Annotated in this window: 22 protein-coding genes and 1 tRNA gene; 20 read left to right on the top strand and 3 right to left on the bottom strand. The window is 34.4% G+C overall.

The genetic code is table 11. The features are described 5' to 3' along the window. The 9 genes from tpiA to ACR9EA_RS12620 all read left to right on the top strand — a co-directional run bounded on the left by tpiA (position 1) and on the right by ACR9EA_RS12620 (position 7,743). Positions 1-750, top strand: a complete 750-nt coding sequence (tpiA, locus tag ACR9EA_RS12660; RefSeq protein ID WP_435133645.1) for a triose-phosphate isomerase — start codon at positions 1-3, stop codon at positions 748-750. A 71-nt stretch (positions 751-821) separates the two neighbouring features. Next, positions 822-1,658: a 50S ribosomal protein L11 methyltransferase gene (gene prmA, locus ACR9EA_RS12655; RefSeq protein ID WP_435133643.1), complete on the top strand. Its 837-nt coding sequence runs from the start codon at positions 822-824 to the stop codon at positions 1,656-1,658. A 19-nt stretch (positions 1,659-1,677) separates the two neighbouring features. Then, positions 1,678-1,953, top strand: a complete 276-nt coding sequence (locus ACR9EA_RS12650) for an ATP-dependent Clp protease adaptor ClpS (RefSeq protein WP_435133640.1) — start codon at positions 1,678-1,680, stop codon at positions 1,951-1,953. 143 nt (positions 1,954-2,096) lie between these two features. Continuing rightward, positions 2,097-2,170, top strand: a tRNA-Arg gene (locus ACR9EA_RS12645). Positions 2,171-2,465: 295 nt separating this feature from the next. Continuing rightward, positions 2,466-2,900 carry an RrF2 family transcriptional regulator gene (locus ACR9EA_RS12640; protein ID WP_435133637.1) on the top strand — a complete coding sequence of 145 codons (435 nt, stop codon included), beginning with the start codon at positions 2,466-2,468 and terminating at the stop codon, positions 2,898-2,900. Between the two features lie 129 nt (positions 2,901-3,029). After that, on the top strand, positions 3,030-5,276 hold the full coding sequence (locus ACR9EA_RS12635; RefSeq protein ID WP_435133635.1) for a nitric-oxide reductase large subunit: 2,247 nt from the start codon (positions 3,030-3,032) through the stop codon (positions 5,274-5,276). A gap of 11 nt (positions 5,277-5,287) precedes the next feature. After that, complete coding sequence (gene ric, locus ACR9EA_RS12630) at positions 5,288-6,010, top strand: iron-sulfur cluster repair di-iron protein (RefSeq protein ID WP_435133632.1); 723 nt, start codon at positions 5,288-5,290, stop codon at positions 6,008-6,010. A gap of 94 nt (positions 6,011-6,104) precedes the next feature. Then, a complete protein-coding gene (locus ACR9EA_RS12625; protein WP_435133630.1) occupies positions 6,105-7,283 on the top strand; it encodes a hypothetical protein in 1,179 nt (392 codons plus the stop codon). A 4-nt stretch (positions 7,284-7,287) separates the two neighbouring features. Then, positions 7,288-7,743 carry a hemerythrin domain-containing protein gene (locus tag ACR9EA_RS12620; RefSeq protein ID WP_435133627.1) on the top strand — a complete coding sequence of 152 codons (456 nt, stop codon included), beginning with the start codon at positions 7,288-7,290 and terminating at the stop codon, positions 7,741-7,743. An 11-nt stretch (positions 7,744-7,754) separates the two neighbouring features. Here the strand turns inward: ACR9EA_RS12620 and ACR9EA_RS12615 are convergent, their stop codons facing one another. The 3 genes from ACR9EA_RS12615 to nirK are packed head-to-tail and all read right to left on the bottom strand — an operon-like array spanning position 7,755 to position 10,691. Further along, a complete protein-coding gene (locus tag ACR9EA_RS12615) occupies positions 7,755-8,465 on the bottom strand; it encodes an SCO family protein (protein ID WP_435133624.1) in 711 nt (236 codons plus the stop codon). A 2-nt stretch (positions 8,466-8,467) separates the two neighbouring features. Further along, positions 8,468-9,241, bottom strand: a complete 774-nt coding sequence (locus ACR9EA_RS12610) for a formylglycine-generating enzyme family protein (RefSeq protein ID WP_435133623.1) — start codon at positions 9,239-9,241, stop codon at positions 8,468-8,470. Positions 9,242-9,248: 7 nt separating this feature from the next. Beyond that, positions 9,249-10,691 (bottom strand): copper-containing nitrite reductase, encoded by a 1,443-nt coding sequence (nirK, locus tag ACR9EA_RS12605; protein ID WP_435133620.1) that lies wholly within the window; start codon positions 10,689-10,691, stop codon positions 9,249-9,251. A gap of 504 nt (positions 10,692-11,195) precedes the next feature. Between nirK and ACR9EA_RS12600 the strand changes: the two genes are divergently transcribed. From ACR9EA_RS12600 to ACR9EA_RS12550, 11 genes are all read left to right on the top strand, one after another. Next, positions 11,196-12,293, top strand: a complete 1,098-nt coding sequence (locus ACR9EA_RS12600; RefSeq protein WP_435133617.1) for a sensor histidine kinase — start codon at positions 11,196-11,198, stop codon at positions 12,291-12,293. Between the two features lie 6 nt (positions 12,294-12,299). After that, positions 12,300-13,625, top strand: a complete 1,326-nt coding sequence (locus ACR9EA_RS12595) for a sigma-54-dependent transcriptional regulator (protein WP_435133614.1) — start codon at positions 12,300-12,302, stop codon at positions 13,623-13,625. A 379-nt stretch (positions 13,626-14,004) separates the two neighbouring features. After that, on the top strand, positions 14,005-15,303 hold the full coding sequence (locus ACR9EA_RS12590) for a Glu/Leu/Phe/Val family dehydrogenase (protein ID WP_435133611.1): 1,299 nt from the start codon (positions 14,005-14,007) through the stop codon (positions 15,301-15,303). A gap of 11 nt (positions 15,304-15,314) precedes the next feature. Further along, entirely contained in the window at positions 15,315-15,734 is a 420-nt protein-coding gene (locus tag ACR9EA_RS12585) for a GreA/GreB family elongation factor (RefSeq protein ID WP_435133608.1), read from the top strand. A 586-nt stretch (positions 15,735-16,320) separates the two neighbouring features. Next, positions 16,321-16,722, top strand: a complete 402-nt coding sequence (locus ACR9EA_RS12580) for a hypothetical protein (RefSeq protein WP_435133605.1) — start codon at positions 16,321-16,323, stop codon at positions 16,720-16,722. A gap of 438 nt (positions 16,723-17,160) precedes the next feature. Then, positions 17,161-17,583 carry a DoxX family protein gene (locus tag ACR9EA_RS12575; RefSeq protein WP_435133602.1) on the top strand — a complete coding sequence of 141 codons (423 nt, stop codon included), beginning with the start codon at positions 17,161-17,163 and terminating at the stop codon, positions 17,581-17,583. Positions 17,584-17,660: 77 nt separating this feature from the next. Further along, positions 17,661-18,146, top strand: coding sequence for a DUF7000 family protein (locus ACR9EA_RS12570; RefSeq protein ID WP_435133600.1), 486 nt, complete (start codon positions 17,661-17,663; stop codon positions 18,144-18,146). A gap of 333 nt (positions 18,147-18,479) precedes the next feature. Further along, entirely contained in the window at positions 18,480-19,679 is a 1,200-nt protein-coding gene (locus ACR9EA_RS12565) for a glycoside hydrolase family 88/105 protein (RefSeq protein ID WP_435133598.1), read from the top strand. Positions 19,680-19,701: 22 nt separating this feature from the next. Further along, positions 19,702-21,330, top strand: a complete 1,629-nt coding sequence (locus ACR9EA_RS12560) for a glycoside hydrolase family 43 protein (protein ID WP_435133595.1) — start codon at positions 19,702-19,704, stop codon at positions 21,328-21,330. A 6-nt stretch (positions 21,331-21,336) separates the two neighbouring features. Then, positions 21,337-23,019 carry a glycoside hydrolase family 28 protein gene (locus tag ACR9EA_RS12555; protein ID WP_435133593.1) on the top strand — a complete coding sequence of 561 codons (1,683 nt, stop codon included), beginning with the start codon at positions 21,337-21,339 and terminating at the stop codon, positions 23,017-23,019. Then, positions 23,016-25,472: a glycoside hydrolase family 95 protein gene (locus ACR9EA_RS12550; RefSeq protein ID WP_435133590.1), complete on the top strand. Its 2,457-nt coding sequence runs from the start codon at positions 23,016-23,018 to the stop codon at positions 25,470-25,472. The genes ACR9EA_RS12555 and ACR9EA_RS12550 overlap by 4 nt, the downstream gene beginning before the upstream one ends. Positions 25,473-25,480: the final 8 nt, after the last annotated feature.

Genomic DNA, 25,480 nt, shown 5'->3' with positions numbered 1-25,480 from the left:
ATGAGAAAGAATATTGTTGCCGGAAACTGGAAAATGAACAACGATTTGGCACAAACAGAAACCCTGTTAACGGCTTTAAAGGCACAAAAAATAACGTCTGATGCCGAGGTTATGGTAGCGCCATCGTTTACAAACTTATGGTCGGCTTATAACACACTTAAAAATACAAACATTGAAGTTGCAGCCCAAAACATGCACTTTGCTGCTAATGGTGCTTATACTGGAGAGGTTAGTGCCAGTATGTTAAAAAGTGTTGGTGTTAAAACTGTTATTTTAGGACATAGTGAACGTCGTGCCTATTTTAACGAAACCGACGAATTGTTAGCGCAAAAGGTAGATGCAGCCTTAGCCAACGATATGCGAGTTATTTTTTGTTTTGGTGAAGAATTAAGCGACAGAAAGGCGAATAATCACGAAGCTGTAGTAGGCGATCAAATTAAAAATGCATTATTTCATTTAGATGCACCAGCATTTCAAAACATCGTATTGGCATACGAGCCTGTTTGGGCTATCGGTACTGGCGAAACAGCAAGTCCAGAGCAAGCACAAGATATGCATGCATTTATCAGACAAACATTAGTAGATAAGTACGGTGCCGATGTGGCTAACAGTGTATCTATTCTTTATGGCGGAAGTGTAAAACCTAATAACGCTCAGGAAATTTTCTCGAAACCTGATGTTGATGGCGGATTAATTGGTGGTGCGTCTTTAAATGCAGAAGATTTCTTTGCTATTGTTAATGCCTTTTAGTAGGTAATACGTTAGTAAGAAATTAAGGTTTAAAAATTATACTTAGCTCGTAAACATAAAAATCGCTAACGATGTCGAATATTATTTATTTAGGATATTACTTTAAAGTGCAACCGCTACAGCCAGGTGTAGAGATTTTAATCGCGGAATTAGGCTATGCTGGCTTTGAGAGTTTCGTAGAAACCGAAGAAGGCGTTACAGCTTATATTCAAAAGGAAGAATGGCATGATGGTATTTTAGACGATATTCAAATATTACAGTCTAACGAGTTTGAAATTTTATATACTTTTGATGAGATTGAACAAACCAATTGGAACGAAGAATGGGAAAAAAACTTCAACCCAATAGTGGTAGACGATCTTTGTGCTGTTCGTGCACCGTTTCATGAACCTTTTCAAACCCAATACGACATTGTTATAGAACCAAAAATGAGTTTTGGTACGGGGCACCACGAAACCACACACATGATGATTCAGCATATCCTAAAAGCAGATGTTGCAGGAAAATCGGTGTTGGATATGGGCTGTGGTACCGGGGTTTTGGCCATTCTAGCAGAGCAAAAAGGCGCAACAGCTTTAGATGCGATAGATATCGATAATTGGTGTTATTTAAACAGTTTAGAAAACGTAGAACGTAATAATTGTAGACACATATCGGTATACGAAGGCGATGCGAGTTTGTTGGACGGAAAAGCATACGATATTATTATCGCAAATATTAACAGAAACATATTATTAAACGATATAAAAACTTATGCTGCCTGTTTAAATAAAAACGGGATGCTGCTGTTAAGTGGCTTTTATAACGATGATATTCCAGTAATTGAAGCTGAGTGTCAAAAATATATGTTAAAACTAAGCGAAAAATTAGAGCGCAACAATTGGGTTGCTTTAAAATTTTTAAATTAGTGGCGTAAAATGTTTGAAAATGAGCACGAAAGAAGAAGTATTAAAAGAGGTTCTCGTTGAAACGAAAGAGACTAAAGAAAATGAAATTGTATTGTATAACGACGAAGTAAATACCTTCGATCATGTTATAGATACTTTAATTTATGCTTGCGACCACACCCCAGAACAAGCAGAACAATGTTCTATAATTGTGCATTATAAAGGAAAATGTACAGTAAAAACAGGTACTTATTCCGATTTGGAACCCCGTTGTTTTAAACTATTGCAGGCAGGTTTAAGTGCAGAAATTGTATGATTTTTGTGATGATTATTAAATAACCTGCTGATAATTAGCAGGCTATTGGGTTTGTGGATTTGCGGTAGAATATTTTTTTAAATATCTGTTTAAAATTATTTTGTGTAACCAGAATAATCTTCTATATTTGCACCCACAAAATCGGCCGCGTGGCGCAACTGAATAGCGCACTTGATTACGGCTCAAGAGGTTCCAGGTTTGAATCCTGGCGCGGTCACTAGTAGAAATACTAAATTATTATAAATCCTTGCAATCTGTATGATTAGCAAGGATTTATTGTTTTAGGACTATCATAAAATATGAATTGATTTGATTTAAAAAGGTAACATATCGGTTCACAATTTTTTCTGGTTCACAATGTTGACAATTTGTGTTTTTTTGATAAATAAGATTTGGCTGTCAACCCCTCGATTTTTAATTTACACACTTTTCGGGATAGTGTCTAAAATTAATTAAGACTTTTTTGTCCTAATTTAAAATATCTGTTTATATTTGTTTCATAAATTATATATATGTTTTCAAAAGCTTGTGAATACGGTATTAGAGCATCCATTTTTATAGCACTTAATTCTTTTGGGGGTAGACGAGTGAGTCCCAAAGAACTAGCGGCAGAAATTGATTCACCTCAAGCGTTCACAGCCAAAATTTTGCAGGCATTGGTAAGACATGACGTTATTCAATCTGTTAAAGGGGCTTATGGTGGTTTTGAAATCGATAAAAACAGAATTAAAACCATTAAACTGTCAGATATTGTAGATGCGATTGATGGTGATAATATTTATAAAGGTTGTGGACTTGGTTTAAAAGCTTGTGATGAAGATCGTCCTTGCCCGATGCACGATAAGTTTAAAGTTGTGAGAGAGGAACTTAAAACCATGTTAGAATCCACTAATCTTGAAACTTTAGCATTAGATATTAAAGAAGGAGATACCTTTTTACGGCGCTAAAAAAATTTTGCTATAAAATAGGATAAAAATATCCGAATTAAACAATGGGAAAATAATTTATAAATATATTTTTTAATCATAAATAAGATAAAATTATCCTAAATTAAATTTAAAACCAAAACAATTACTATGAAGAAAGAAAAAAAGCTCTGGTTACTATTTGCAGCAGTTATGATAAGTTCGTTTAGCGTATTAGGGTATTACGGCTTTGAAATTTATCAGCAATCACCACCAATCCCAAAATCTATCGTATCTACCAATGGAGATATTATTTTCACTGAATCTGAAATTAAAGATGGTCAGAATATTTGGCAAAGTATAGGAGGACAGGAAGTAGGATCTGTTTGGGGGCACGGCGCCTATGTTGCTCCAGACTGGACTGCCGATTGGTTACACAGAGAAGCGACTTATATTTTAAATATTTATGCTCAAGATGATTTCGGAAAAAATTATGATGCTGTAACCGAAGAGCAACAGGCTGCTTTAAAAGTAAGATTACAAAACGATTTAAGGACAAATACATATAATAAATCGGCTAACACTATTACCATCTCCGAGAACAGGGTAGAAGCTATAAATTATTTAAGCGATTATTATAAAGGATTATTCACAAACGATCCTAAATTCGATAAACTTCGTGCTGATTATGCTATTCCTGAAAACACCATAAAGGATGAAGCTAAAATGCATAAAATGAATGCCTTTTTCTTTTGGGCAACCTGGGCAACGGTAACCGAGCGTCCAAACAGTAACGTTAGTTATACACACAATTGGCCTGCCGACGATTTGGTAGGGAATGAACCAACTATGGATTTGATGGTTTGGTCTGGTGTTAGTATCATTTTACTGATATTATGTATTGGAATACTGGTGTTTTATCATGTGAAATCTGGTGAAGATGAAACATTACCACCTCCTGTCGATGATCCATTATTGAAACAAGGCATGACCCCAAGTATGCATCTGGTTAAAAAATATTTCTGGGTTGTTACTCTATTAATGGTGTTGCAAATGCTTTTAGGTATTGTAACTGCACATTACGGTGTTGAAGGCGATGGATTTTATGGTTTTGCCTTAGACAAAATATTACCATATTCCGTTACGCGAACCTGGCACACGCAACTGGCTATTTTCTGGATTGCAACCGCTTGGTTAGCTACAGGGTTGTATATTGCTCCGGCGGTTTCGGGTAAAGATCCAAAGTTTCAGAAATTTGGAGTTAATTTCTTATTTATTGCGCTTTTAATTATTGTTTTAGGGTCTATGGCCGGACAATGGTTTGGGGTAATGCAGAAGTTGAATCTGGTAAACAATTTCTGGTTTGGGCATCAAGGTTATGAATATGTCGATCTTGGAAGATTCTGGCAAATATTCCTATTAATAGGCTTGTTCTTATGGCTGGCATTAATGGTAAGACCGTTATTACCTGTTTTAAAGCGTAAAACCGAAGAAAAGAACCTTATCATCATGTTCTTAGTGTCTTGTAGTGCCATTGCCCTTTTCTATGCTTCTGGGTTAATGTGGGGCAGACACACCAATTTGGCCATCGCAGAATACTGGAGATGGTGGGTTGTACACTTATGGGTTGAAGGCTTCTTCGAAGTATTTGCAACCGTTGTTATCGCCTTTTTGTTTGTTCGCTTAGGATTACTAAAAACCAAAACAGCAACATTAAATGTATTGTTGGCTACCATTATTTTTATGTCTGGCGGTATTTTAGGAACGTTTCACCATTTGTATTTCACTGGAACTCCAAAAGCTGTCATGGCTCTAGGCGCTACATTTAGTGCTTTAGAAGTGGTTCCGTTAACCTTAATTGGCTATGAAGCTTACCATAATTACAAATTATCAAAAGCAACAAAATGGTTAGAAGATTATAAATGGCCTATTTATTTCATGATTGCCGTTGCTTTTTGGAACTTTTTAGGAGCTGGTATTTTCGGATTTATCATTAATCCGCCAATTGCACTATACTATGTACAAGGTTTAAATACCACTCCATTACATGGACATACAGCTTTATTCGGAGTTTACGGTATGCTTGGAATTGGTTTAATGCTTTTTGTATTACGAAGTTTATACAGGAATGTAAACTGGAATAATAAATTATTAAAAATTACATTTTGGTCGTTAAACTTAGGACTATTAGGAATGGCTCTACTAAGCTTACTACCTATAGGTATTTGGCAAGCTGTTGAAAGTATTGAACACGGTATGTGGTATGCACGTTCATCAGAATTAATGCAAGACCCGAGCATGATTACATTAAAATGGCTGAGAACTATTGGAGATGTCATTTTCGCAGTAGGTATCGTTACAACCTGTTGGTTTGTATTCGATTTAACTTTAAAAAATAAAATAACAAAGAACAATTAATAATAGATATTATGAGTACAATAGCACAAAAGCAAGTAGGGGAATTTGTAGCAGAAGATTTTAGAACAGCTGCAGTTTTTACGCAATATGGCATCGATTTTTGCTGTAGAGGAAATAGAACATTGGAAGATGTATGTGAAAAAAATGGTATTGAAACCAGTGAATTAGTACATCGTTTGGAGCAGGTTTTAAATACGCAAGGCAATCAAACTATTGATTATAAATCATGGCCTTTAGATTTACTTGTAGATTATATTGAAAAAAAACATCACCGATACGTAGAAGAAAAAACACCCATTTTAAAACAGTTTTTAGATAAGTTATGCCGAGTACATGGTGAAAGACATCCTGAACTTTTTGAAGTAAACGAGTTGTTTACCGCATCGGCAGGAGAATTAGCACAGCATATGAAAAAGGAAGAGTTGGTATTGTTTCCCTTTGTTAAAAAATTAGTAAAGGCAGAGTTATCGAATACTGAGGTGGAAGCTCCTGGATTTGGGACCGTTAAAAACCCAATAGCCATGATGATGCAAGAACACGATAATGAAGGTGTACGGTTTAGAAAAATTGCAGAAATTACAGATAATTATACGCCTCCAGCCGATGCTTGCAACACCTACCGAGTAACATTTGCGATGCTTCAAGAGTTTGAAGAAGATTTGCATTTACATATCCATTTAGAGAATAACATCTTATTTCCAGCAGCCGAAAAACTGGAAAGTAAATTTTGTTAGTATTGTTCTTTAACTAATGGTTATACATTAATCCTATGTTGTTTTATTACAAACATCATAGGATTTCTTAATTTTAAGAACTTTATATTTAATTATGCCCAAAAAACTAATTGTTGTTTGTCTAATAAATTTTTTAATAGCCGCCTTAATGGGGTTGGCACTTCGTTTTTCTTTTTTAGAACCCATCGGATTAAATTATCGGTTTTTAACACACGCCCATTCTCATGTGGCCATGTTGGGCTGGGTGTATTTAATGCTTTATGTCTTCATTGTTCATTATTTCATCCACGATAAAAAGCCAATTTTTAATAAAGTATTCTGGCTAACTGAAATTGCAGTTATAGGAATGATGTTTAGTTTTCCATTTCAAGGATATGCCGCTATTTCCATTACGTTTTCAACACTACATATTTTTTGTTCATATTATTTTGTGTATTTGGTATGGAAGCATCATAAAACAACTTCTAAAGCTGTTGGTTTAATGTTGAAAACCTCGTTATTATTTATGCTGATATCAACTATGGGTGTGTGGTGTTTGGGGCCAGCAGTGGGACTGTTAGGTCAGGCTTCGGCATTTTACCAAATAGCCATTCAGTTCTTTTTGCACTTCCAATTTAACGGGTGGTTTTTAATAGCTGTTCTTGCACTGTTATTCCATATTTTGAAGATTGAAAATTCCAAACGGTTTAAAATTTTTTTTAAATTATTGGTCGTATCAACCGTGCTTACTTTTGCCTTGCCCGTGCAATGGTTTGCTCCGCATCCCATTTTAATTTATTTAAATGTATTAGGGGTTATACTTCAATTATTAACCCTGTATTTGTTTTTAAAACTGATAAGATTTGAGTTGAAAAAAAACTTAAAAACACAATCTATATTCATCGTTATCTTGTATTATTTTAGTGTGTTTTGTTTTATTCTGAAAATACTTTTACAAGGTGTAACTCTAATTCCTGAATTTTCCGAAGTAGTTTTTATGCATCGTAACTTAGTTATCGGTTTTATTCATTTAGTAATGTTGGGGATGATTACAGGTTTTCTTTTTGCGTTTCTATACAGTGAGCAGAAACCTACAGTATTATTAAAATTAGGTCTGTATAGTTTTCTTTCAGGCTTTGTTTTAACAGAAGTAATTTTATTGGTTCAAGGTTTCAGGTTTTACCTTGGAGTAGGTTTAATTTCAAACTATTATTTATTCTTGTTTTTATTCAGTGTGTTATTGCCATTAGGTATTTTATTTATCTTATTAAATTTTGTAAATCAAAAAATATAAATCTATGAAACCATTAAAAAGACATAAAGCCTTACAGCCACTCAGCAGAGAGCATCATCATGGTTTATTATTAGCTTGGAAAATAAGAATTGGCATTGAAAAGAATATCGAGCCAAAACGAATTTACCAATATGCCAATTGGTTTTACAAGACACATTTAACACCTCATTTTAAAATGGAAGAATTATATGTTTTTACCATTCTTGAAGAGAGTAATGAGTTGATAAAGCAAGCATTAAACGATCATGTAACAATAAGTGATTTATTTGAAAATACAGCTGTAGATGGTAAGACTCTAAGTGTTATAGCCGAAACTTTAGATAACCACATTAGATTTGAAGAACGGGTTTTGTTTCCTGAAATTCAAGAAGTCGCTACCGAAATTCAGTTGATACAAATAGAAAAAATTCATCAGTCAGACGCTTTTGAAGATAATCTGAGTGATGAATTTTGGAAATAATTATTAGGATGTTATTTTAATTGTTTTAAAATGGAGGTTACGGTTTCTGTATTATCTACGCCCAAACCTTCCTGTTGATGCATGAGTTCTCCTTGCGAATTAAAAACACTTATAATATTAGAATGCGAAAAATCTATCGGAGATATTTGTTTGTATTTAACGGCTAATACATTTGCGAATTCCCGAACTCCGGTTTCAGTACCTTGAAGAAATGTCCAATGCGGGTCATCCATATAATTTTCAATAGCAAAGGATTTTAAACGTTCGGGTGTATCTGTTTTTGGATCTATACTAATTAACACAAAATTGAGCTGATCTATTTTGTTGTCAGGAATTTTAGTCTCAATATTTCGCATATCCGCAACTAATCGTGGGCAGGCGGCTTTGCATGAGGTGTAAATCATTACCATAACCAGGGTTTTTCCTTTTAAGTCCCTTAACTGAATTTGTTTACCCTCTTCGGTATTCCATTCAGACGTTAAATTGAAAATAGATTCTTCTGAAATGCCATTCGTATTTTCAATCTTTAAAGTACTTAACTCCATCGGTTGTAAATCCATTTTACAAACAGGGCAAGTTTCGGGTTTTGTATAAGTTTTATCGCCTTCGCAGTGCATAGGGCATTGGTAAAGTACCGTTTCCTGATTGCTTTTTTTAGAGTTACAGCTACAAAAAGTGAGAATAAGTAATATTAGAAATACAATTGACTTTAAAGTTTTCATGATTATTTATTTATGTCTTTTACACATCTAAATCCTAAGTTTTTCATGGAGTATTTGGCTTTTAGACTTCCTCTTATGGCGTAACGCATAAAAGCGGCGTAGTTCATTAAATCGGTCGCATTAACCGCTGCACTACCGCAGAAGAGGTTACTATCCTTATCGACATCTTTTCTCGATTCTCCTGTTATAAGGACTGAATTAAAATCGAGTGTCCATTCCCAAACTAAACCGTGTAAATCATATACTCCCCAAATGTTTTTTGGATTTTTGCCTATAAGATTTTCATTGGTCTTAGGAGTTTCGTACCAAGCTAAAATTTGTTTGTTATAGTCAGGTTTAAGTCTGGCGTCACGAGAGCTTTCGTCAGCCATAGCGACGTATTCCCATTCATCAACAGTAGGTAATCGCTTGCCTTGGCATTCGCAATAATCTTTAGCAGCAAACCATGAAACATAAGTTACAGGGCTATTAAGTTTTTCAGAATCCTTAAGTTCAGAATCGTTTTTCCAGTTATATAAATAGCTTTTATCTGTAAATAATTTTAAGGTCTTAGACTTTTGCCATTTAGGATATTGTTTAACAAATTCTATAAATTGGGCATTAGTAACAGGAAAAACATCCATTTCAAAATCTTTCACTTCTACAACGGTTGAATCTCGACCATAAAGTGGTATATATCTACTGCCTTGAATGTAAGCCATGTTTTTAGACTGCCCAAACACTATTGTTTGTGTTAAGATTATAAATGTTAAGTATCTAAAAACATGACCTTTCATGACTATGTTATTTTTTGTTTTTTACATTTTCAACCATAGATGTTGTTACCACTTTTTTTGAATTTCCCCAACTATTATATACATAAGTTAGCACATTAGCTATTTCTTCAGAAGATAACATTTGTCGGGTCATTACACTGTTATATTTTTCGCCATTAACAGTAATTTCTCCTGTTAAGCCATGTAAAACAACACCAATAGCACGGTTAACATCGGCGTTTAGATAATCCGATTTTGCCAGCGGAGGAAAGGCATTAGGGACTCCTTGTCCTTCCGACTGGTGACAAGCAAAACAGGTTTGCATATAAACTTGTTTTCCAAATTTCATTTGTTCATCAAAGTTTTTAGCAGGAATTTTTGATTCTACAATTTCGTTTGTAGTTGGCATCTCTTGTAAACCTGGACCTTCAGGTAAATAAATATCATCACGAATTTCTCCTGAGTATATTTTTTTATCTTCTTCGCCTTCCACTTTTAGCATACCTAAAGCACCTTTATTAAAGGCTCTAAAAATGGAGTGGTCGACCAAAATAAAAGTTCCAGGAACATCAACTTTAAATTCAACAATTGCTGCTCCTCCAGCCGGAATAAGAGTGGTTTGTACATTTTCATTTATTTTATTGCCACCTTCAATATGAACCTTGTCGAAGATTTCACCAATAACATGAAAAGATGATACTAACCCAGGACCTCCATTACCGACGAAGAGTCTTACTGTTTCACCTACTTTTGCGGTTATAGCATTGTCTCCTGTTAATGAGCCAACTTTACCATTAAATACGACATAATCGGCATTTTCATCGACAGCTTTTTGCATGTCGAAGGGTTGTAATCCACGTTCACCGTTGGCGCCTTTAGTGTAAAAGTCACCTTGCATAATGTAATATTCTTTATCAACAAGAGGTAAACCACCTTCTGGTTCAACTAAAATTAACCCATACATACCGTTGGCAATATGCATGCCAACTGGAGCTGTGGCGCAGTGGTAAACATATAATCCCGGGTTTAAAGTTTTAAAAGAAAATACTTTTTCATGACCTGGAGCAACAAATGAAGATTCTGCACCTCCTCCTGGACCGGTCACGGCATGTAGGTCGATATTATGAGGTAATTTATTATCGGGGTGGTTTTGTAAATGAAACTCGACTTCGTCACCAACACGTGTGCGTATAAAACTTCCAGGTACAGTGCCTCCAAAGGTCCAATACACATATCGTACTCCATCAGTCATTTCTCCTTCCTTTTCAAGGATTTCCATCTCTACAATTAGTTTTTTAGCTTTTCTTCTTCCAACAGGGGTTGGAACATTTGGAGGCGATGTTAACTCTGCTGTCATTTCTCTACTTACAGGGATTTCAGAAGTGTTTTCGTAATTTTTTTCCTGATTATTGAAACAACTTATTAATAACAACGGAATGAATAATAGCAAATAGTTTAGTTGATTTTTCATTTTAATTGATTTTTGTTTTTCAAAACTATAATATACAAAACCTTTAAAATATGATAATTATCATAAATAGGATAATTTTATCCTATTTAATTGTGTTTATAAAATTTAATTAAGATTCTTAAAAATGAATCTTTATAGAAGCTGTAAAAAAAACGCTGTAGAGGACTTTCTAAGGCAGAATACTGAGAATGCCTGAATTAGAGAAAACCCCCAGATTAAAAATACTTTATTTTAAGTAGTAGACTGGATTATTATTTCCGCTGTTTATGATTTATTGTTTCCGTCCTATCCCCACAGGTATTGTTATTGGTATTTTGAAAATTGTAAAAAGAATTAGTAAATTATTAATTAGATTGTCTTGAAAGATTCAAATTGTTTAATTTGTAGTGGGTATTTAAATTTTAACTTATTGGTTAATAGAATAAGTTTTTTAAGTGAATATTGTTTTGTTTATAAAATTTATACTGCTTTAATTTAATTAAAGAAACAAATTTGTAGTTTTTAATGAAATCAACTGTAACAACAAAAGAGCAGCTTAAAGAGCGTATTAAAGAACTAACCTGTCTTTATGAAGTTTCATCTATTATTGTTCATGCAGATTTTGATGATATTGAGGATAGTTTAAAAGCCATTACTTTCAGTTTAAAAAAAGCCTTTCAATATCCAGATAAAACGGAGATTTCTATTATCGTTGATGACTTAAATGTTTTAAGCGGAACGATTAATAATTCATCCCAAAGTATTTCTAGTAATATTCCTGTTTTTAATGTTTCAAAAGGTAATGTTTCAGCGCATTTTACTGGTGATAATTCTTTAAACCATGACTTTTTAATTGAAGAACAAGCTCTAATAGATAATATTTCATTGAAAATTGGCGGCTTGTTAGAGCGAATCGAAATTAAAAACAACGAACTACTACTCAAGCGACAAATGGAGCATGCCGATCGCCTAGCAGTTTTAGGTGAACTTACTGCTGGTATTGCCCATGAATTAAATACACCCCTTGCAAATATTTTGGGTTATGCCGAATTGTTGGCTTCAAATTTTAGTGAGAATACCACAGCTCACGAAGACCTAAACAAAATCATTCAAAATGCTATTTTTTCCAGAGAAGTAGTTAAAAAACTCATGTTCTTTTCTTGCGAAATGCCTCAGGAAATGAAAAGAGTAAATCTGGTTCCAAATATTAAAAACGCTATAAATCTACTTGATGCTACCTTTAGAAAACAACAGATAAAATACATTGTGAAAATTGAAGAAGAGGATCTTTGGTTGCGTGCAGATACGGTTCAACTCACACAAATTATATTCAATTTAACAATGAATGCCATTTATTTTTCACCAAAAGACAGTCTTGTAGTAATAGAAGCTTTTCAAACCGATAGCGATATTGTTTTGAAAATCAAAGATCAGGGGCCTGGAATTCCGGAGCATTTACAGGATAAAATTTTTCAACCTTTTTTCACTACAAAACCTACAGGCGATGGCTCTGGTCTTGGTTTAAGCGTTGTACACGGTATTGTTTCCAGTCATAAAGGAAGCATAACAGCCAAAAACAATAACAAAAAAGGAGCTATCTTTGAAGTACGACTTCCTAAATAAGAATTCATGGTTTTAAAAAAAGAAAACATATTAATTGTAGATGATGATATTCATATTTTGGAGTTAATTCAAAGACATTTAAAATCATTACAATTCCATACTTATAAAGCCATTTCAGTAAAAGAAGCCGTAGGTATTTTAAGAGATTCAAAAATCGATTTACTTATAACCGATTTAAAAATGCCGGAAGTTGATGGTTTTGAGCTTTTAAAATTCGTTTCTGAGCATTATCCAGAATTACCAAAGTTGGTTGTTACAGGTTATCCCTCTATACAAGATTCTCTTGAGGTTATAAAACGCGGTGGTATGGATTATTTAACCAAACCATTCACCAAAGAGGAATTAGTAAACGCAGTACAAAAGGCCTTAAATAATTTTAAAAACACAAAAAAGGAAGCGGTACAAATACAAAATAGTCAAAATGGATACGGAGAACTAATTGGTGCTTCGAAATCTATTAATGAGGTTTTTCAAATTATTGATCGCGTAAAAAACAATAAAGCCACAATTTTTATTCATGGAGAAAGCGGAACAGGAAAAGAGCTTATTGCTCGTGCCATTCATTACCAGGGTAAGTTCTCAAAAGCACCGTTTATTGCTGTAAATTGTGGAAGTATTCCTGAAAATTTATTGGAAGCCGAATTGTTTGGTTATACTAAAGGAGCCTTTACCGGGGCAGAGAATAATCGTCAGGGATTTTTTCAGGCTGCTAATGGAGGTACCATTTTTTTAGATGAAATAGGGAATGCCTCACTGGCTGTTCAGCTTAAATTATTACGCGTACTTCAAGAAAAAGAAGTGCTAAGAGTCGGTTCGCAAAAAACAGAAAAAATAGATGTTCGTGTTATTGCAGCAACCAACAGCAATTTGAAAGAAATGATTAAAACAGGAACCTTTCGTGAAGATTTGTTTTACAGACTTACAGTTGTTGAAATTGAAGTTCCTTCTTTAAACAAACGCAAAGAAGACATTCCACTTTTAGTTGAAAAATTTCTTTTTAAATATGGTGTTGAATATAAAGATCGTTTTATCAAAATAGCGCCTAATGCTTTAGAAATTTTAATGCGTTACGAATGGCCTGGGAATATTAGAGAATTAGAAAATGTCATTCAGCGAGCAGTTATTATGAGTGATAATACTGTTGATGTTGAACATCTTCCAAACGCATTAAAACATCACATTGAATTTCCAGAAAAGGATTTGGTATCTTTAAAGGAAGCTGAAAAGCGCTATATTCAACACGTGCTACATGCGACAAATAATAATAAAACTCAAGCAGCTAAAATTCTTCAAATAGATCGTAAAACGCTTAGAGAAAAACTTAAAAAGTAACTTCGCAATGCGTTGGGGAATTTTGCATCAACCGATTCAAAATTCCTCAGTCAGGTTTTAATATCATGTATCTCTCATTCTCAATTTAGCCTTGTTATTCAAGGGTTTACAAGATAAGGTCGTTTTATTTATAATAATGGCATAGCGGTTGCCTCTATTAAGGAAACCGTAAACGAAGTTATTATATGAATACAAAATCTTTTAGTATTTGCTTATCATGCATTAACATGTCCTCCTGCGTGCTTACGAGGTTTAAAAATAATGTGTGGTCGTGTAGCGAATATGCACACACAACTCAATCTATAAAATACGATACGAATGTTTCTAACGATGCTTTGAAAGCTTAAAATAACATTCTTAAGAACTTAAAATTGAAGAAATGACTGTAATTAATAATATAAAAAAAATGGACAAACCCAATGCGAAGGGTATGGTAAAAAATGTTCTAGAACAATTCAATAATGCAGCAAATCATATAAACCTGCACCCAAATATTCGTAAAATTTTAAGCATTACCAACAACGAAATCATCGTGAATTTTCCTGTAAAAATGGATAATGGCGAGGTTGAAATTTTTCAAGGATATCGCGTTCAACATAATAATGCTTTAGGACCTTACAAAGGAGGCTTACGTTATCATCCTACGGTAGATATAGATGCAGCAAGAGCCTTGGCGATGTGGATGACCTGGAAAACCTCTCTGGCAGGACTGCCTTATGGAGGAGGAAAAGGTGGTATTCAAATTGATCCAAGTAAATATTCTCAAAACGAACTAGAACGCATTACAAGACGCTTTACTTATGCTTTAGGTGATAATATAGGTCCTGAACATGATATTCCGGCCCCAGATGTTAATACAAATGCACAAACGATGGCTTGGATGTCAGATACGTATATGAGTACTAAAGCACCAGCCGAGCGATCTAAAAATCTGCATGTTGTTACAGGAAAACCTATTGGAAGTGGCGGATTAGATGGTCGTGATCGGGCTACGGGTTATGGGGTATATTTAACCGTGAAATTTTGGATTGAGCAACAAGGCGATACCCTTAAAAACAAAACGTTTATTGTACAAGGTTTTGGTAATGTTGGATATTGGGCAGCCTATTTTTTAGAATCAGATGGTGCTAAATTAATAGGGGTTCAAGATGCTTACGGCAGTATTACAAACTCTAAGGGAATCCCTGTAAACGATTTGTTTTTGTATACTCAAAACAATCATGGAAGTCTGGTTGGTTATCCTGAGGCCTACGCTATAGAACACGATGATTTTTTTGCGCTAGATTGTCATATTTGTGTACCAGCAGCATTAGGGAATCAAATAACAGAAAACAATGCACATCTCATAAAGGCTTCCTTAATTGCCGAAGGCGCTAATGGCCCCATTAATGTTGAAGGTGAAAAAATATTACTGGAAAGAAATATCACTATTATTCCAGATATACTATGTAACTCAGGAGGTGTCATTGCCAGTTATTTTGAATGGCTTCAAAACCGAAATGGAGAGATATGGCAAATTGAAGACGTTATTGATAAACTGGAAAAGAAAATTAAAAATTCTTTCGATAGTGTTTCTGCTTTTGCTAAAAGCGAAAATATCGATTTACGTAAATCTGCCTATTGCATTGCTATAAAGCGAATTGAAAAAGCTTATGTACAACGAGGGATTTTCCCATAATTAATGAGATTATGAAATACGGTAACTTAATTTTAGAAAAAAAAGAATATGTAGAAATTAAACGGCTACTTAATTTATCAGGATTTATGGAAGATGTCGACACAAAAAAATCCTTTTTTAAGTTTATAGAAGAATTAAAAACAGCACATATTCTTGATGAAGAAGATATGCCAGAAGACATTGTACGATTAAACAGTGTAGTTACAGTAGCTTCGGGCAAAGACTGGGAAAAAACCATTCAAATTGTGACACCCGTAGAGAAAGATTTGAACGCTAATAAAATTTCAATTCTTACTCCAATGGGAGTAGCGCTTTTTGGGTATTCAAAAGACGACAATGTCCTTTGGGATTTCCCTACAGGGCTTAAAGAACTTAAAATACTTTATGTCACTCAGAACAAAACAAATTCTAATTTGAACATGACGCTATAATATTATGAACTTAAAAGTATACGAACATGATTCTGATTTAGAAGTTGTACATAAATACAATAGTATTGAGTTAAAAGGATGGATAAATCAGTTATTATATATAGACACAGAAGTAGATAACCTTTTAAAACTATATCAGAAAACTACAAACAATAGTATTATACCAGATGAAATACAAAAGCATTTTTCGAAAAGAAAAATGCAGAATAACCAGTTGTATGATACAATTTTATCATATTCTAAAACTTATATGAATGTAGTAGAATGTAACGATATACAATGCGATATGGTCTATTTGAATGAGTATGAACGCCTTCGGCGAAGTTATCAATACCACTTAAACCGATATCAAAAACTCAAAGACGATTTATATAAACGTGCTTTACAATGTGTTTAAATGCAAATGAAAATTAATGAAATATATTTCATTAGCGGAATGATATTAACTCTACTTATTACAATCCTTCTGCTATTAGTATCATTATAAGATGTCTGATACGTCTTGTTGAAAAGAAGTTAAATTAAAGACCGTGAAATATTTTTTTATTCACGGTTTTTTACAAACTAACCTACTTACCATCATTTTATGTCTTTTATAAATAGCAACTATACTTCCCGAGAATTTGAAGCTAAAAGAAGATTATTACTTCAAAAGGATTTTTTAGAACTTCAACAATGGATGGATACTGTTGAGTATATTCATGAAGAACTAAATATTTTCGGTATAATTGAAAAACAACTCATTATTAATACAGCTGTAGCAAGTAATATTCAAGCTTTACGCCGAGAAAATACTCTTGTATTAAGTAATTTGTGTAGATATGAACAACAACTTAAAAATGAATTAGAGTATGGAAAAAATGACTACAATCACATAAGGTCTAAAGATCACGAACGGCAACAGGCATTTTTTAAAAATCATATTTCAGATTACAGAAAACTAAAGAAGAGTGTTTATAATTTGATGTTACGATTCATTAGGAAGTAAGAAATAAATTACTTTCTTTAAGCTTTTGTTTTCTTAATTTACATATAGAATAAATAAATACCTATTATTATATTGAGATAATTTTATGAAGCCTATTAAAATGGAAGCTTATTGCTGTCATACAGGGTTTAAATCCTTGTAATTTAATTATAGCATTTTAGTTGTATAGATGATTTTTATTAATTGAATGTAACAATAATGGATAATAAGAGTATATTCAATTGCGTTAGTTTGTATTACTAGTTCAAATATGGGAAAAAGAAGAAATAGTATTTTAATTTATAAAATTTTTTGATTTGGTTTGGTACTTGGCAAGGCATTAGTCTTTATGATGGGAGCGAAATTACCAATGCAGCTCAAAAAGAACCTTGGGTGAAATAATCTATAATTCTTGTAGTCAGTATTAACGGCGATAAGCATTCATAAAATACAATAAAAATGAACAATCATTTAATTAAGCTTTTTTTGCGGCTGGCAATAGCAGTCAGTTTTTTATCTGCAGTAGCAGACAGATTTGGAATTTGGAGTAGTGAAGTTGTAGTTTGGGGTAATTGGAGTAGTTTTTTAGAATATACCGAATTAATTAACCCTTGGTTGCCAAAAGCTATAATTCCTACCATCGGAATTTTAGTAACGGCCGCAGAAATTCTGTTTGCCATTGGCCTAATTATAGGCTATAAAACAGAGTTTATAGCCAAATGTAGCGGGTTTTTATTGTTGATTTTTGCCTTGTCGATGACGTTTTCAATAGGAATTAAAGGCGCGCTAGATTATTCTGTTTTTAGCGCTTCGGCAGGTGCTTTTGCTTTAAGCGTAATGAACAAGAAATATTTAGAGCTCGATAACGTAATTAAAGGGTGATATTGGGAAAACGAAAATAGGGACAACACTTTTAAAACACTAAACCAAATTTTACTGACGCATTAAAAGTCGAGCAAATGGACAACTTAAACAAGCATATTGCAATTTATAAAGAACAATTAAATAGAGGCGATATTGTTATTGCATATAATGCTTTGGTGAAATTTGTTATGAAATTGCGAGTAGACCTGTCAAAAAAGCATCAAAATCTATATACATTCTCGACCATTCTTCATGGTTATATGGATTATACTTACTTTTATTATTCTAACGATTTTTTGAAAAGTAAACAATTAAAATTCGGACTGGTGTTAAATCATTTACACATGCAATTTGAGCTTTGGTTACTAGGAAATACAATCTCTGTTCAGAAACAATACTGGCAATTGCTGAAAGCAACAAAATGGGGTGTCGACAAACCGGTTATGCCAAAATATGCTATTTTGGAAGTTACATTGGTCGAAACTCCAGATTTTAATAACTTGAATGTTTTAGCAGAACAAATTACAACGCGAATGACTAATGTTTCGAGTGAAATATTAGATAATATTAAAACATTATAAAGTTACATGTAGCGCATAGTTAAATCGCGTTTCGCTGATCTTGTCTGATGGATTGTTTTCAATCAGAATCTTCAACACTAAATACTATTTAAACAAAATCTCATATTAAATTGTTGTAATAGCTTCTTATTTCTTAACACCTGAATAAAAATTTAAAGCATTTGATGAAAATTTAAAAGTTTTAAGCTACTTAAACTTATATTTTTGAAATCCTTAAGTTTGTAATCACGACTGTTTTTAAGGTGTATTCTTAAAAACAGTATCTATAAAAAAATGATAATGTTCAAGGGTAAAAAAAATAGAAAGTTTAGTGTCGTTTGTTTCGTAATCTTCATGCTTACTCTGTCGTGTAAACAGCGTCAAACTACCGAAAGCGATGTAGCAAAACAAGACATGCCAAGTCGCGTAGCTTCCGAAAGCATAAAATGGTCTGAGCGGATGTTAATTTCAGAAATGAAGCGTTTTCCAGAATCATGGATGTTAGATTTTCACACCAAACCCAAATGGAGTTATCCTAACGGTCTGGTGTTAATGGCGGCAAAGCGAGTGTATGATAAAACAGGAAATGAAACCTATTACAACTACATTTACGACTATCCAAATACAATGGTAAAACCAGACGGAAGCATTTTAACTTACGATCTGGACAAACAAAATTTAGATATGCTAAAATCGGGAGATGTGCTATTGTATGTCTACGAAAAAACTAAAGAAGAACGCTTTTTAAAAGCCATAGAATTACTTCGTAGTCAGTTAAACACTCAACCAAGAACTTCCGATGGCGGATTTTGGCATAAAAAACGATATCCCCATCAAATGTGGTTAGATGGACTGTTTATGGCAGAGCCGTTTTACGCGCAATACACTAAAACATTTAGCAGCGGGCAAGAAGCGGTAACAGCTTATAATGATATTGTACATCAATTCGATCTTATTCAAGAGCATACAAAAGACAGTAAAACCGGATTATTATATCACGGTTGGGACGAAAGTAAAACTCAGGAATGGGCAAATAAAACAACAGGTACATCGCCTAATTTTTGGTCTAGAGCCATGGGTTGGTACGGTATGGCTCTTGTAGATGTATTAGATGTTTTACCCGAAGATCACCCAGGAAGAAAACGGTTAATAGGCTATTTAAACACGTTTGCAGATGCCTTGTTAGGTGTTCAGGATGATAAAACAGGACTGTGGTATCAAGTTCTCGATCAGGGCGATAAAGAAGGGAATTATTTAGAAGCCACAGGTTCTGCAATGTTTGTATATACTTTCGCGAAGGGTGCTAACAAAGGGTATCTTCCTGCATCTTATAAAACAGTTGCTCTTAAAGCTTATAATGGTATTTTGCAGAATTTAATTTCTGAAGATAAAGATGGTATTATTAGTTTAAATCAGTGCTGTGCGGTTGCTGGTTTAGGCGGAAATCCATACAGGGATGGTAGTTACAACTATTACGTAAACGAACCCATTCGCGCTAACGATCCTAAAGGAACAGGGGCTTTTATCTTAGCGAGTTTAGAACTAGATAAATAATAAATAAAAATTATAAAGAATAATGAAACATATTAATGTACTGGCCATTGCTTTACTAACAACGTGTTGTTTTGCCCAAAAAAACGAGACCTATACATCGCAAGTTTGGGTTGCCGATCAAGGAGATGGAACGTATAAAAACCCAATTCTTCATGCCGATTATTCCGATCCCGATGTTACTCGTGCTGGAGACGATTATTATATGACAGCATCTAGTTTTAATGCAGCTCCAGGGTTGCCCATTCTGCATTCTAAAGATATGGTTAACTGGTCGTTGATTAATTATGCGTTACCGCTTCAAATACCATTAGATCATTTTAATACACCACAGCATGGTAATGGTGTTTGGGCACCAAGTATTAGATATCATAATAAAGAATTTTATATCTATTGGGGAGATCCCGATTTCGGAATTTATATGGTTAAAACCAAAGATCCTGCTGGAAAATGGGAAGATCCTGTATTGGTAATGGAAGCCAAAGGCGCTATAGATCCTTGTCCGCTTTGGGACGACGATGGGAATGCTTATCTCTCTCTGGCGTGGGCAGGAAGTCGTGCGGGAGTAAAAAGTATTTTAACTGTTTTTAAATTGAGTCCAGACGGCACAAAAGTGTTAGATAGAGGACGTCATGTGTTCGATGGGCACGAAAATCATCCTACTGTAGAAGGAACAAAAATGTACAAGCGAAATGGTTATTATTACATTTTTGCCCCAGCCGGTGGTGTTGCTACGGGATGGCAATTGATTTTAAGATCTAAAAACGTTTATGGGCCTTACGAAGAAAAGGTGGTTTTAGAACAAGGGCAAACGGCTATTAATGGTCCGCATCAAGGTGCTTGGGTTGAAACACCAAAGGGCGAAGATTGGTTTTTTCATTTTCAAGATGTCGATGCTTATGGACGCATCGTGCACTTGCAACCAATGGATTGGAAAAAAGATTGGCCGGTAATGGGTAAAGATTTAGATGGGAATGGCATAGGCGAACCAGTTATGCAATATAAAAAGCCTAATGTAGGCCATACTTATCCTAAGGAAACACCTCGAGAAACCGATGAGTTTATAGCAGATAGCTTGGGGGTACAATGGCAATGGAATGCTAACCCGAGCATTTTATGGTATGCCAAGCTGCCTGGTAACGATTATCTGCGTTTATTTAGTATTAAAACTCCCGAGTCGGCCAAAAACCTTTGGGATGTACCAAATCTTGTTTTACAAAAATTTCCTGCACCAAATTTTCAAGTCGATACAAAGCTTACGCTAGTGCCTGAAGACGCAGAACAACAACGAAAAGCAGGACTTATTGTAATGGGTAGAGATTATGCTACCGTCACCTTAACTCAAAAAGGAGGTCGGTTTTATTTACAACAAACTCAAGCTATAAATGCCGATAAAGGCGAGCAAGAAGTCCTTAACCAAGAAGTGTCATTAAAAAGTAATGTAGCTTACATTAAAGTAAACGTGGTGGCTCCAGATGCGATGTGCCAGTTTAGTTATAGTGAAGACGGAAAATCGTTTACATCTATAGGAAAGCCCTTTAAGGCCCGAGTAGGGAAATGGATTGGAGCCAAAGTTGGCCTATTTAGTATTAGTACGCCAGATGCCAAACGTGGTGGTTATGCCGATGTAGAATATTTCAGAATTACAAAATAAGCGAATATGAAATCTTTTAAATATATTTTATTTGCCTGTCTAATTTTAGGGATGGCATCTCTGGAAAATCTATGTGCACAATCTAAAGCGATTTTAAGTGTAGATGATTTGTATAATGATATTGAATTTAACATTTCACCAATTCAACAAGTGCACTTTAAAAATAACAGTGTAACAATAACTCAATACGGCGCTGTAGGTAATGGTTTGGTTAAAAACACTGATGCATTTAATAAAAGTATCGATGCGGTTATTAAACAAGGAGGTGGTAAAGTAATTGTGCCAGCAGGTATTTGGTTAACAGGGCCAATTCACCTAAAAAGTAATGTCAATTTACATTTAGAGCAAGGAGCACTTATTTTGTTTAGTAAAGATTTTAACGATTATCCGTTATTACAAACCAGTTTCGAAGGTTTAAATACCGCGCGATGCATTTCGCCAATACATGCCGAGAATGCCGAAAATATAGCCATTACGGGTTCTGGTGTTATTGATGGAAACGGAGACGCATGGCGACCCGTTAAAAAAGATAAAATGACAGATGCCCAATGGAAAAAACTTGTAGCAGCGGGCGGAGTGCTTACAGACGATAAGAAAATGTGGTATCCTACCGCATCGGCTTTGCAAGGTAGTAAGTCTAATATTAGCAGTATGAGTTTTCAAGAATTGGAGCAGGTTAAAGATTTTTTACGTCCTGTAATGGTCAGTTTTGTAAACTGTAAAACAGTACTGTTAGACGGGCCTACATTTCAAAATTCGCCAGCTTGGAATATTCATCCCTTAATGTGCGAAGATCTTACCATTAGAAACTTAAATGTGCGTAACCCCTGGTATTCGCAAAATGGCGATGGATTAGATTTAGAATCTTGCAACCGGGCTTTGGTATATAATAATACTTTCGATGTGGGAGACGATGCCATATGTTTAAAATCGGGCAAAGATAAGGATGGTAGAGATAGAAACATGCCTACACAAAATGTAATTATTAAAAACAACATTGTGTATCATGGGCATGGCGGATTTGTGATAGGAAGCGAAATGTCTGGAGGTGTTAAAAACGTACATATTTCTAATTGTAATTTTATAGGCACCGATACGGGGCTGAGGTTTAAAAGTACCCGCGGTCGAGGTGGCGTGGTCGAGAATATCTATATTTCCGATATTTATATGAATAATATTCCTACCGATGCAATCCGTTTTAATTTATTTTATGGTGGTAAAGCGCCAGATATGTCAACAAGTAATGCATCATCTACAAGCAACACAGCAGCGCAGGTGCCTGTAACCGACGAAACGCCTTCCTTTAGAAATATTTATATGAAAAATATCACGGTAGTAAACTCAGAACGTGCAGGTTTTTTTATGGGCTTACCAGAAATGAATTTAAAAGATATTCATTTAGAGAACGCTTTCTTGCAGGCCAAACACGGGATAACATTTATAGATGCCGATGGTATACAAATTCGCCATGTAAATATCGATTCTCAAGAACAGGCTATTCAAATCTATAATGGTAAAAATATGAATTTCGACACGATAGATTTTTCTCCTAATCAAAATCATCCGATTCTGATAAAAGGAAAAGCTTCCAGTACTATTCGGTTAAATTTTAAAGATGCACAATCCAGTTATCAATTAGGAACAGAATCATCGCCTAAAACTGTAATTATTGAAAAATCAGAGCAATGAAAAAAGTATTAGTTATATTCATTTGTTTGTTTAATTGGTGTTATACCGTGTGTGCTCAAGAACACATCTTACGGTATACAGTAGAAGCTAAAAATTGGAATGAAGCTTTACCTATTGGAAATGGTAGAATTGGCGGCATGTTGTTTGGAGGTGTCATTGACGATAAAATTCAGTTAAACGAAGAAACCGTTTGGGCAGGGGAACCAGGAAATAACATTACCAAAGATTATTACAACGAAGTACAGGACATTAGAAAATTGTTGTTTGATGGAAAATATAAAGAAGCACAGCAAATGGCAATTACTGTTTTTCCTAAATCAACGCCTAAAGACAATAATTACGGTGTTCCATATCAGACGGTAGGGAATTTAAATTTACATTTTTACAATCACGACAGTGTTACTTCTTATCAAAGAAATTTAAATATTGAAAATGCTATTGGTGAAGTTAGCTACAAAGTAAACGATGTTACTTACAAAAGAGAGTATTTTGTATCGTATCCAGATCAAGTCATGGTTGTTCGTTTAACGGCAAGTAAACCAAATAGTTTAAACTTTGATGTAGGGTTGGATAGTCCTCAGTTAAATCATGGTATTGCAGCCAAAAACGGAAAATTAAAATTAATTGGTACAGCTGGAAATCATGAAAATAAAAAAGGAAAAATAACATTTACAACTTTGGTTGTTCCTAAAATAACGGATGGAGAACTACAAGAAGAAAACAATAAGTTGCAAGTAAAAAATGCGACAGAGGCCGTTTTACTGTTAAGCATAGGGACTAATTTTAAAAATTATAAAGACTTAAGTCAAAATGCCGATGAGATAGCTGCTAAGTTCATCAATAAAAAAATTCAAAAAAGTTATAGTGATTTAAAAAATACTCATGTTCAAGATTATCAATCGCTATTTAAACGAGTGCAATTGAGTTTAGGGGATGCAGCTAAAAATAGTGATACGCCTACCGATGAAAGATTGAAAAATTTTGCAACAAGTGGAGATTTATCTCTTGTTTCCTTGTATTTTCAGTTTGGAAGGTATTTGTTGATTTCAAGTTCTAGACCTGGAGGGCAACCAGCAAATTTACAAGGAATTTGGAATCATCAATTGGCTCCGCCTTGGGATAGCAAGTACACGGTAAACATCAATACCGAAATGAATTATTGGCCTGCAGAAGTCACTAATTTATCGGAACTGCATCAGCCACTTTTTAAAATGTTAGAAGAACTGTCGGTAACAGGACAAGAAAGTGCTCAAAAAATGTATCATGCCAACGGATGGAACATGCATCACAATACAGATATTTGGAGAATTTCTGGAATGGTAGATGGTGGTTTTTACGGGTTTTGGCCTATGGGTGGAGCTTGGCTTACCCAACATATTTGGCAACATTATTTGTTTACGGGCGATCAAAAATTTTTAGAGCAATACTATCCTGTTTTAAAATCAGCAGCAGCATTTTATGTAGATGTGTTGCAAGAAGAACCAGAAAACAAATGGTTGGTTGTTGCTCCATCTATGTCCCCAGAAAATAAATACATCAATGGAGTAGGGATAACTTATGGAACTACCATGGACAATCAACTAGTGTTTGATGTGTTTAGCAATCTTGTTCAGGCTTCAAAAATTTTAAATAAAGATGCTGATTTTGCTGCTACGGTAGCATCGTTAAAAAAACGATTGCCTCCTATGCAAATAGGTCAACACAATCAGTTACAAGAATGGATCAAAGATTGGGACAATCCAGGCAACAAACACAGACATATTTCGCACTTATACGGATTGCATCCATCATCACAAATATCACCTTTTAAAAATCCTGAACTGTTTAACGCAGCTCAGCAAACTTTAGAATATCGAGGAGATAAATCTACGGGTTGGTCTATGGGGTGGAAAGTGAATTTTTGGGCGAGATTGTTAAACGGAAACAGAGCCTACGACTTAATAAAAACTCAACTTTCATTAGTCCATGATGGTACCGAAGAAGGAGGAACTTATCCCAATTTATTAGATGCACATCCACCTTTTCAAATTGATGGAAATTTTGGTTGTACGGCAGGTATTGCCGAAATGTTGTTGCAATCTCATGATGAGGCATTGCATCTTTTGCCAGCCTTGCCAAGTTCATGGACACAAGGAAATGTTAAAGGATTAAAGGCAAGAGGAGGTTTTGAAGTAGACATTGTTTGGAAGAATAACGAGATTAAAGAAGTTGAAATAACATCAAGTTTAGGAGGACTTTGTCGTATAAGAAGTCAAGAAAAACTATTTGATGAAAATGGTTTGGAATTAAAACAGTCTACAGGTAAAAATAAGAATGTATTTTATGAAGACATTCCTATTAAACGTCCAATAATATCTGAAAAAGCTGAAAAAAGAACATTGGAGTTGCCTACTTATTTCGTTTACGATCTTGATACCAAAAAAGGAAAAACCTATAAACTTACTTCAAAATAAAATAAGAA

Origin of the sequence: Formosa sp. A9, from assembly GCF_051200825.1 — a bacterium.
GTDB lineage: Bacteria > Bacteroidota > Bacteroidia > Flavobacteriales > Flavobacteriaceae > Formosa.
Note: the sequence above shows the minus strand (reverse complement) of the source record. Positions and strands in the feature narration are given on the sequence as shown.

Bases quoted from the DNA above. Each gene is read 5' to 3' on its own strand.
- tpiA (WP_435133645.1), top strand. From the start codon at position 1: ATGAGAAAGAATATTGTTGCCGGAAACTGGAAAATGAACAACGATTTG.
- prmA (WP_435133643.1), top strand. From the start codon at position 822: ATGTCGAATATTATTTATTTAGGATATTACTTTAAAGTGCAACCGCTA.
- ACR9EA_RS12650 (WP_435133640.1), top strand. From the start codon at position 1,678: ATGAGCACGAAAGAAGAAGTATTAAAAGAGGTTCTCGTTGAAACGAAA.
- ACR9EA_RS12640 (WP_435133637.1), top strand. From the start codon at position 2,466: ATGTTTTCAAAAGCTTGTGAATACGGTATTAGAGCATCCATTTTTATA.
- ACR9EA_RS12635 (WP_435133635.1), top strand. From the start codon at position 3,030: ATGAAGAAAGAAAAAAAGCTCTGGTTACTATTTGCAGCAGTTATGATA.
- ric (WP_435133632.1), top strand. From the start codon at position 5,288: ATGAGTACAATAGCACAAAAGCAAGTAGGGGAATTTGTAGCAGAAGAT.
- ACR9EA_RS12625 (WP_435133630.1), top strand. From the start codon at position 6,105: ATGCCCAAAAAACTAATTGTTGTTTGTCTAATAAATTTTTTAATAGCC.
- ACR9EA_RS12620 (WP_435133627.1), top strand. From the start codon at position 7,288: ATGAAACCATTAAAAAGACATAAAGCCTTACAGCCACTCAGCAGAGAG.
- ACR9EA_RS12615 (WP_435133624.1), bottom strand. From the start codon at position 8,465: ATGAAAACTTTAAAGTCAATTGTATTTCTAATATTACTTATTCTCACT.
- ACR9EA_RS12610 (WP_435133623.1), bottom strand. From the start codon at position 9,241: ATGAAAGGTCATGTTTTTAGATACTTAACATTTATAATCTTAACACAA.
- nirK (WP_435133620.1), bottom strand. From the start codon at position 10,691: ATGAAAAATCAACTAAACTATTTGCTATTATTCATTCCGTTGTTATTA.
- ACR9EA_RS12600 (WP_435133617.1), top strand. From the start codon at position 11,196: ATGAAATCAACTGTAACAACAAAAGAGCAGCTTAAAGAGCGTATTAAA.
- ACR9EA_RS12595 (WP_435133614.1), top strand. From the start codon at position 12,300: ATGGTTTTAAAAAAAGAAAACATATTAATTGTAGATGATGATATTCAT.
- ACR9EA_RS12590 (WP_435133611.1), top strand. From the start codon at position 14,005: ATGACTGTAATTAATAATATAAAAAAAATGGACAAACCCAATGCGAAG.
- ACR9EA_RS12585 (WP_435133608.1), top strand. From the start codon at position 15,315: ATGAAATACGGTAACTTAATTTTAGAAAAAAAAGAATATGTAGAAATT.
- ACR9EA_RS12580 (WP_435133605.1), top strand. From the start codon at position 16,321: ATGTCTTTTATAAATAGCAACTATACTTCCCGAGAATTTGAAGCTAAA.
- ACR9EA_RS12575 (WP_435133602.1), top strand. From the start codon at position 17,161: ATGAACAATCATTTAATTAAGCTTTTTTTGCGGCTGGCAATAGCAGTC.
- ACR9EA_RS12570 (WP_435133600.1), top strand. From the start codon at position 17,661: ATGGACAACTTAAACAAGCATATTGCAATTTATAAAGAACAATTAAAT.
- ACR9EA_RS12565 (WP_435133598.1), top strand. From the start codon at position 18,480: ATGCTTACTCTGTCGTGTAAACAGCGTCAAACTACCGAAAGCGATGTA.
- ACR9EA_RS12560 (WP_435133595.1), top strand. From the start codon at position 19,702: ATGAAACATATTAATGTACTGGCCATTGCTTTACTAACAACGTGTTGT.
- ACR9EA_RS12555 (WP_435133593.1), top strand. From the start codon at position 21,337: ATGAAATCTTTTAAATATATTTTATTTGCCTGTCTAATTTTAGGGATG.
- ACR9EA_RS12550 (WP_435133590.1), top strand. From the start codon at position 23,016: ATGAAAAAAGTATTAGTTATATTCATTTGTTTGTTTAATTGGTGTTAT.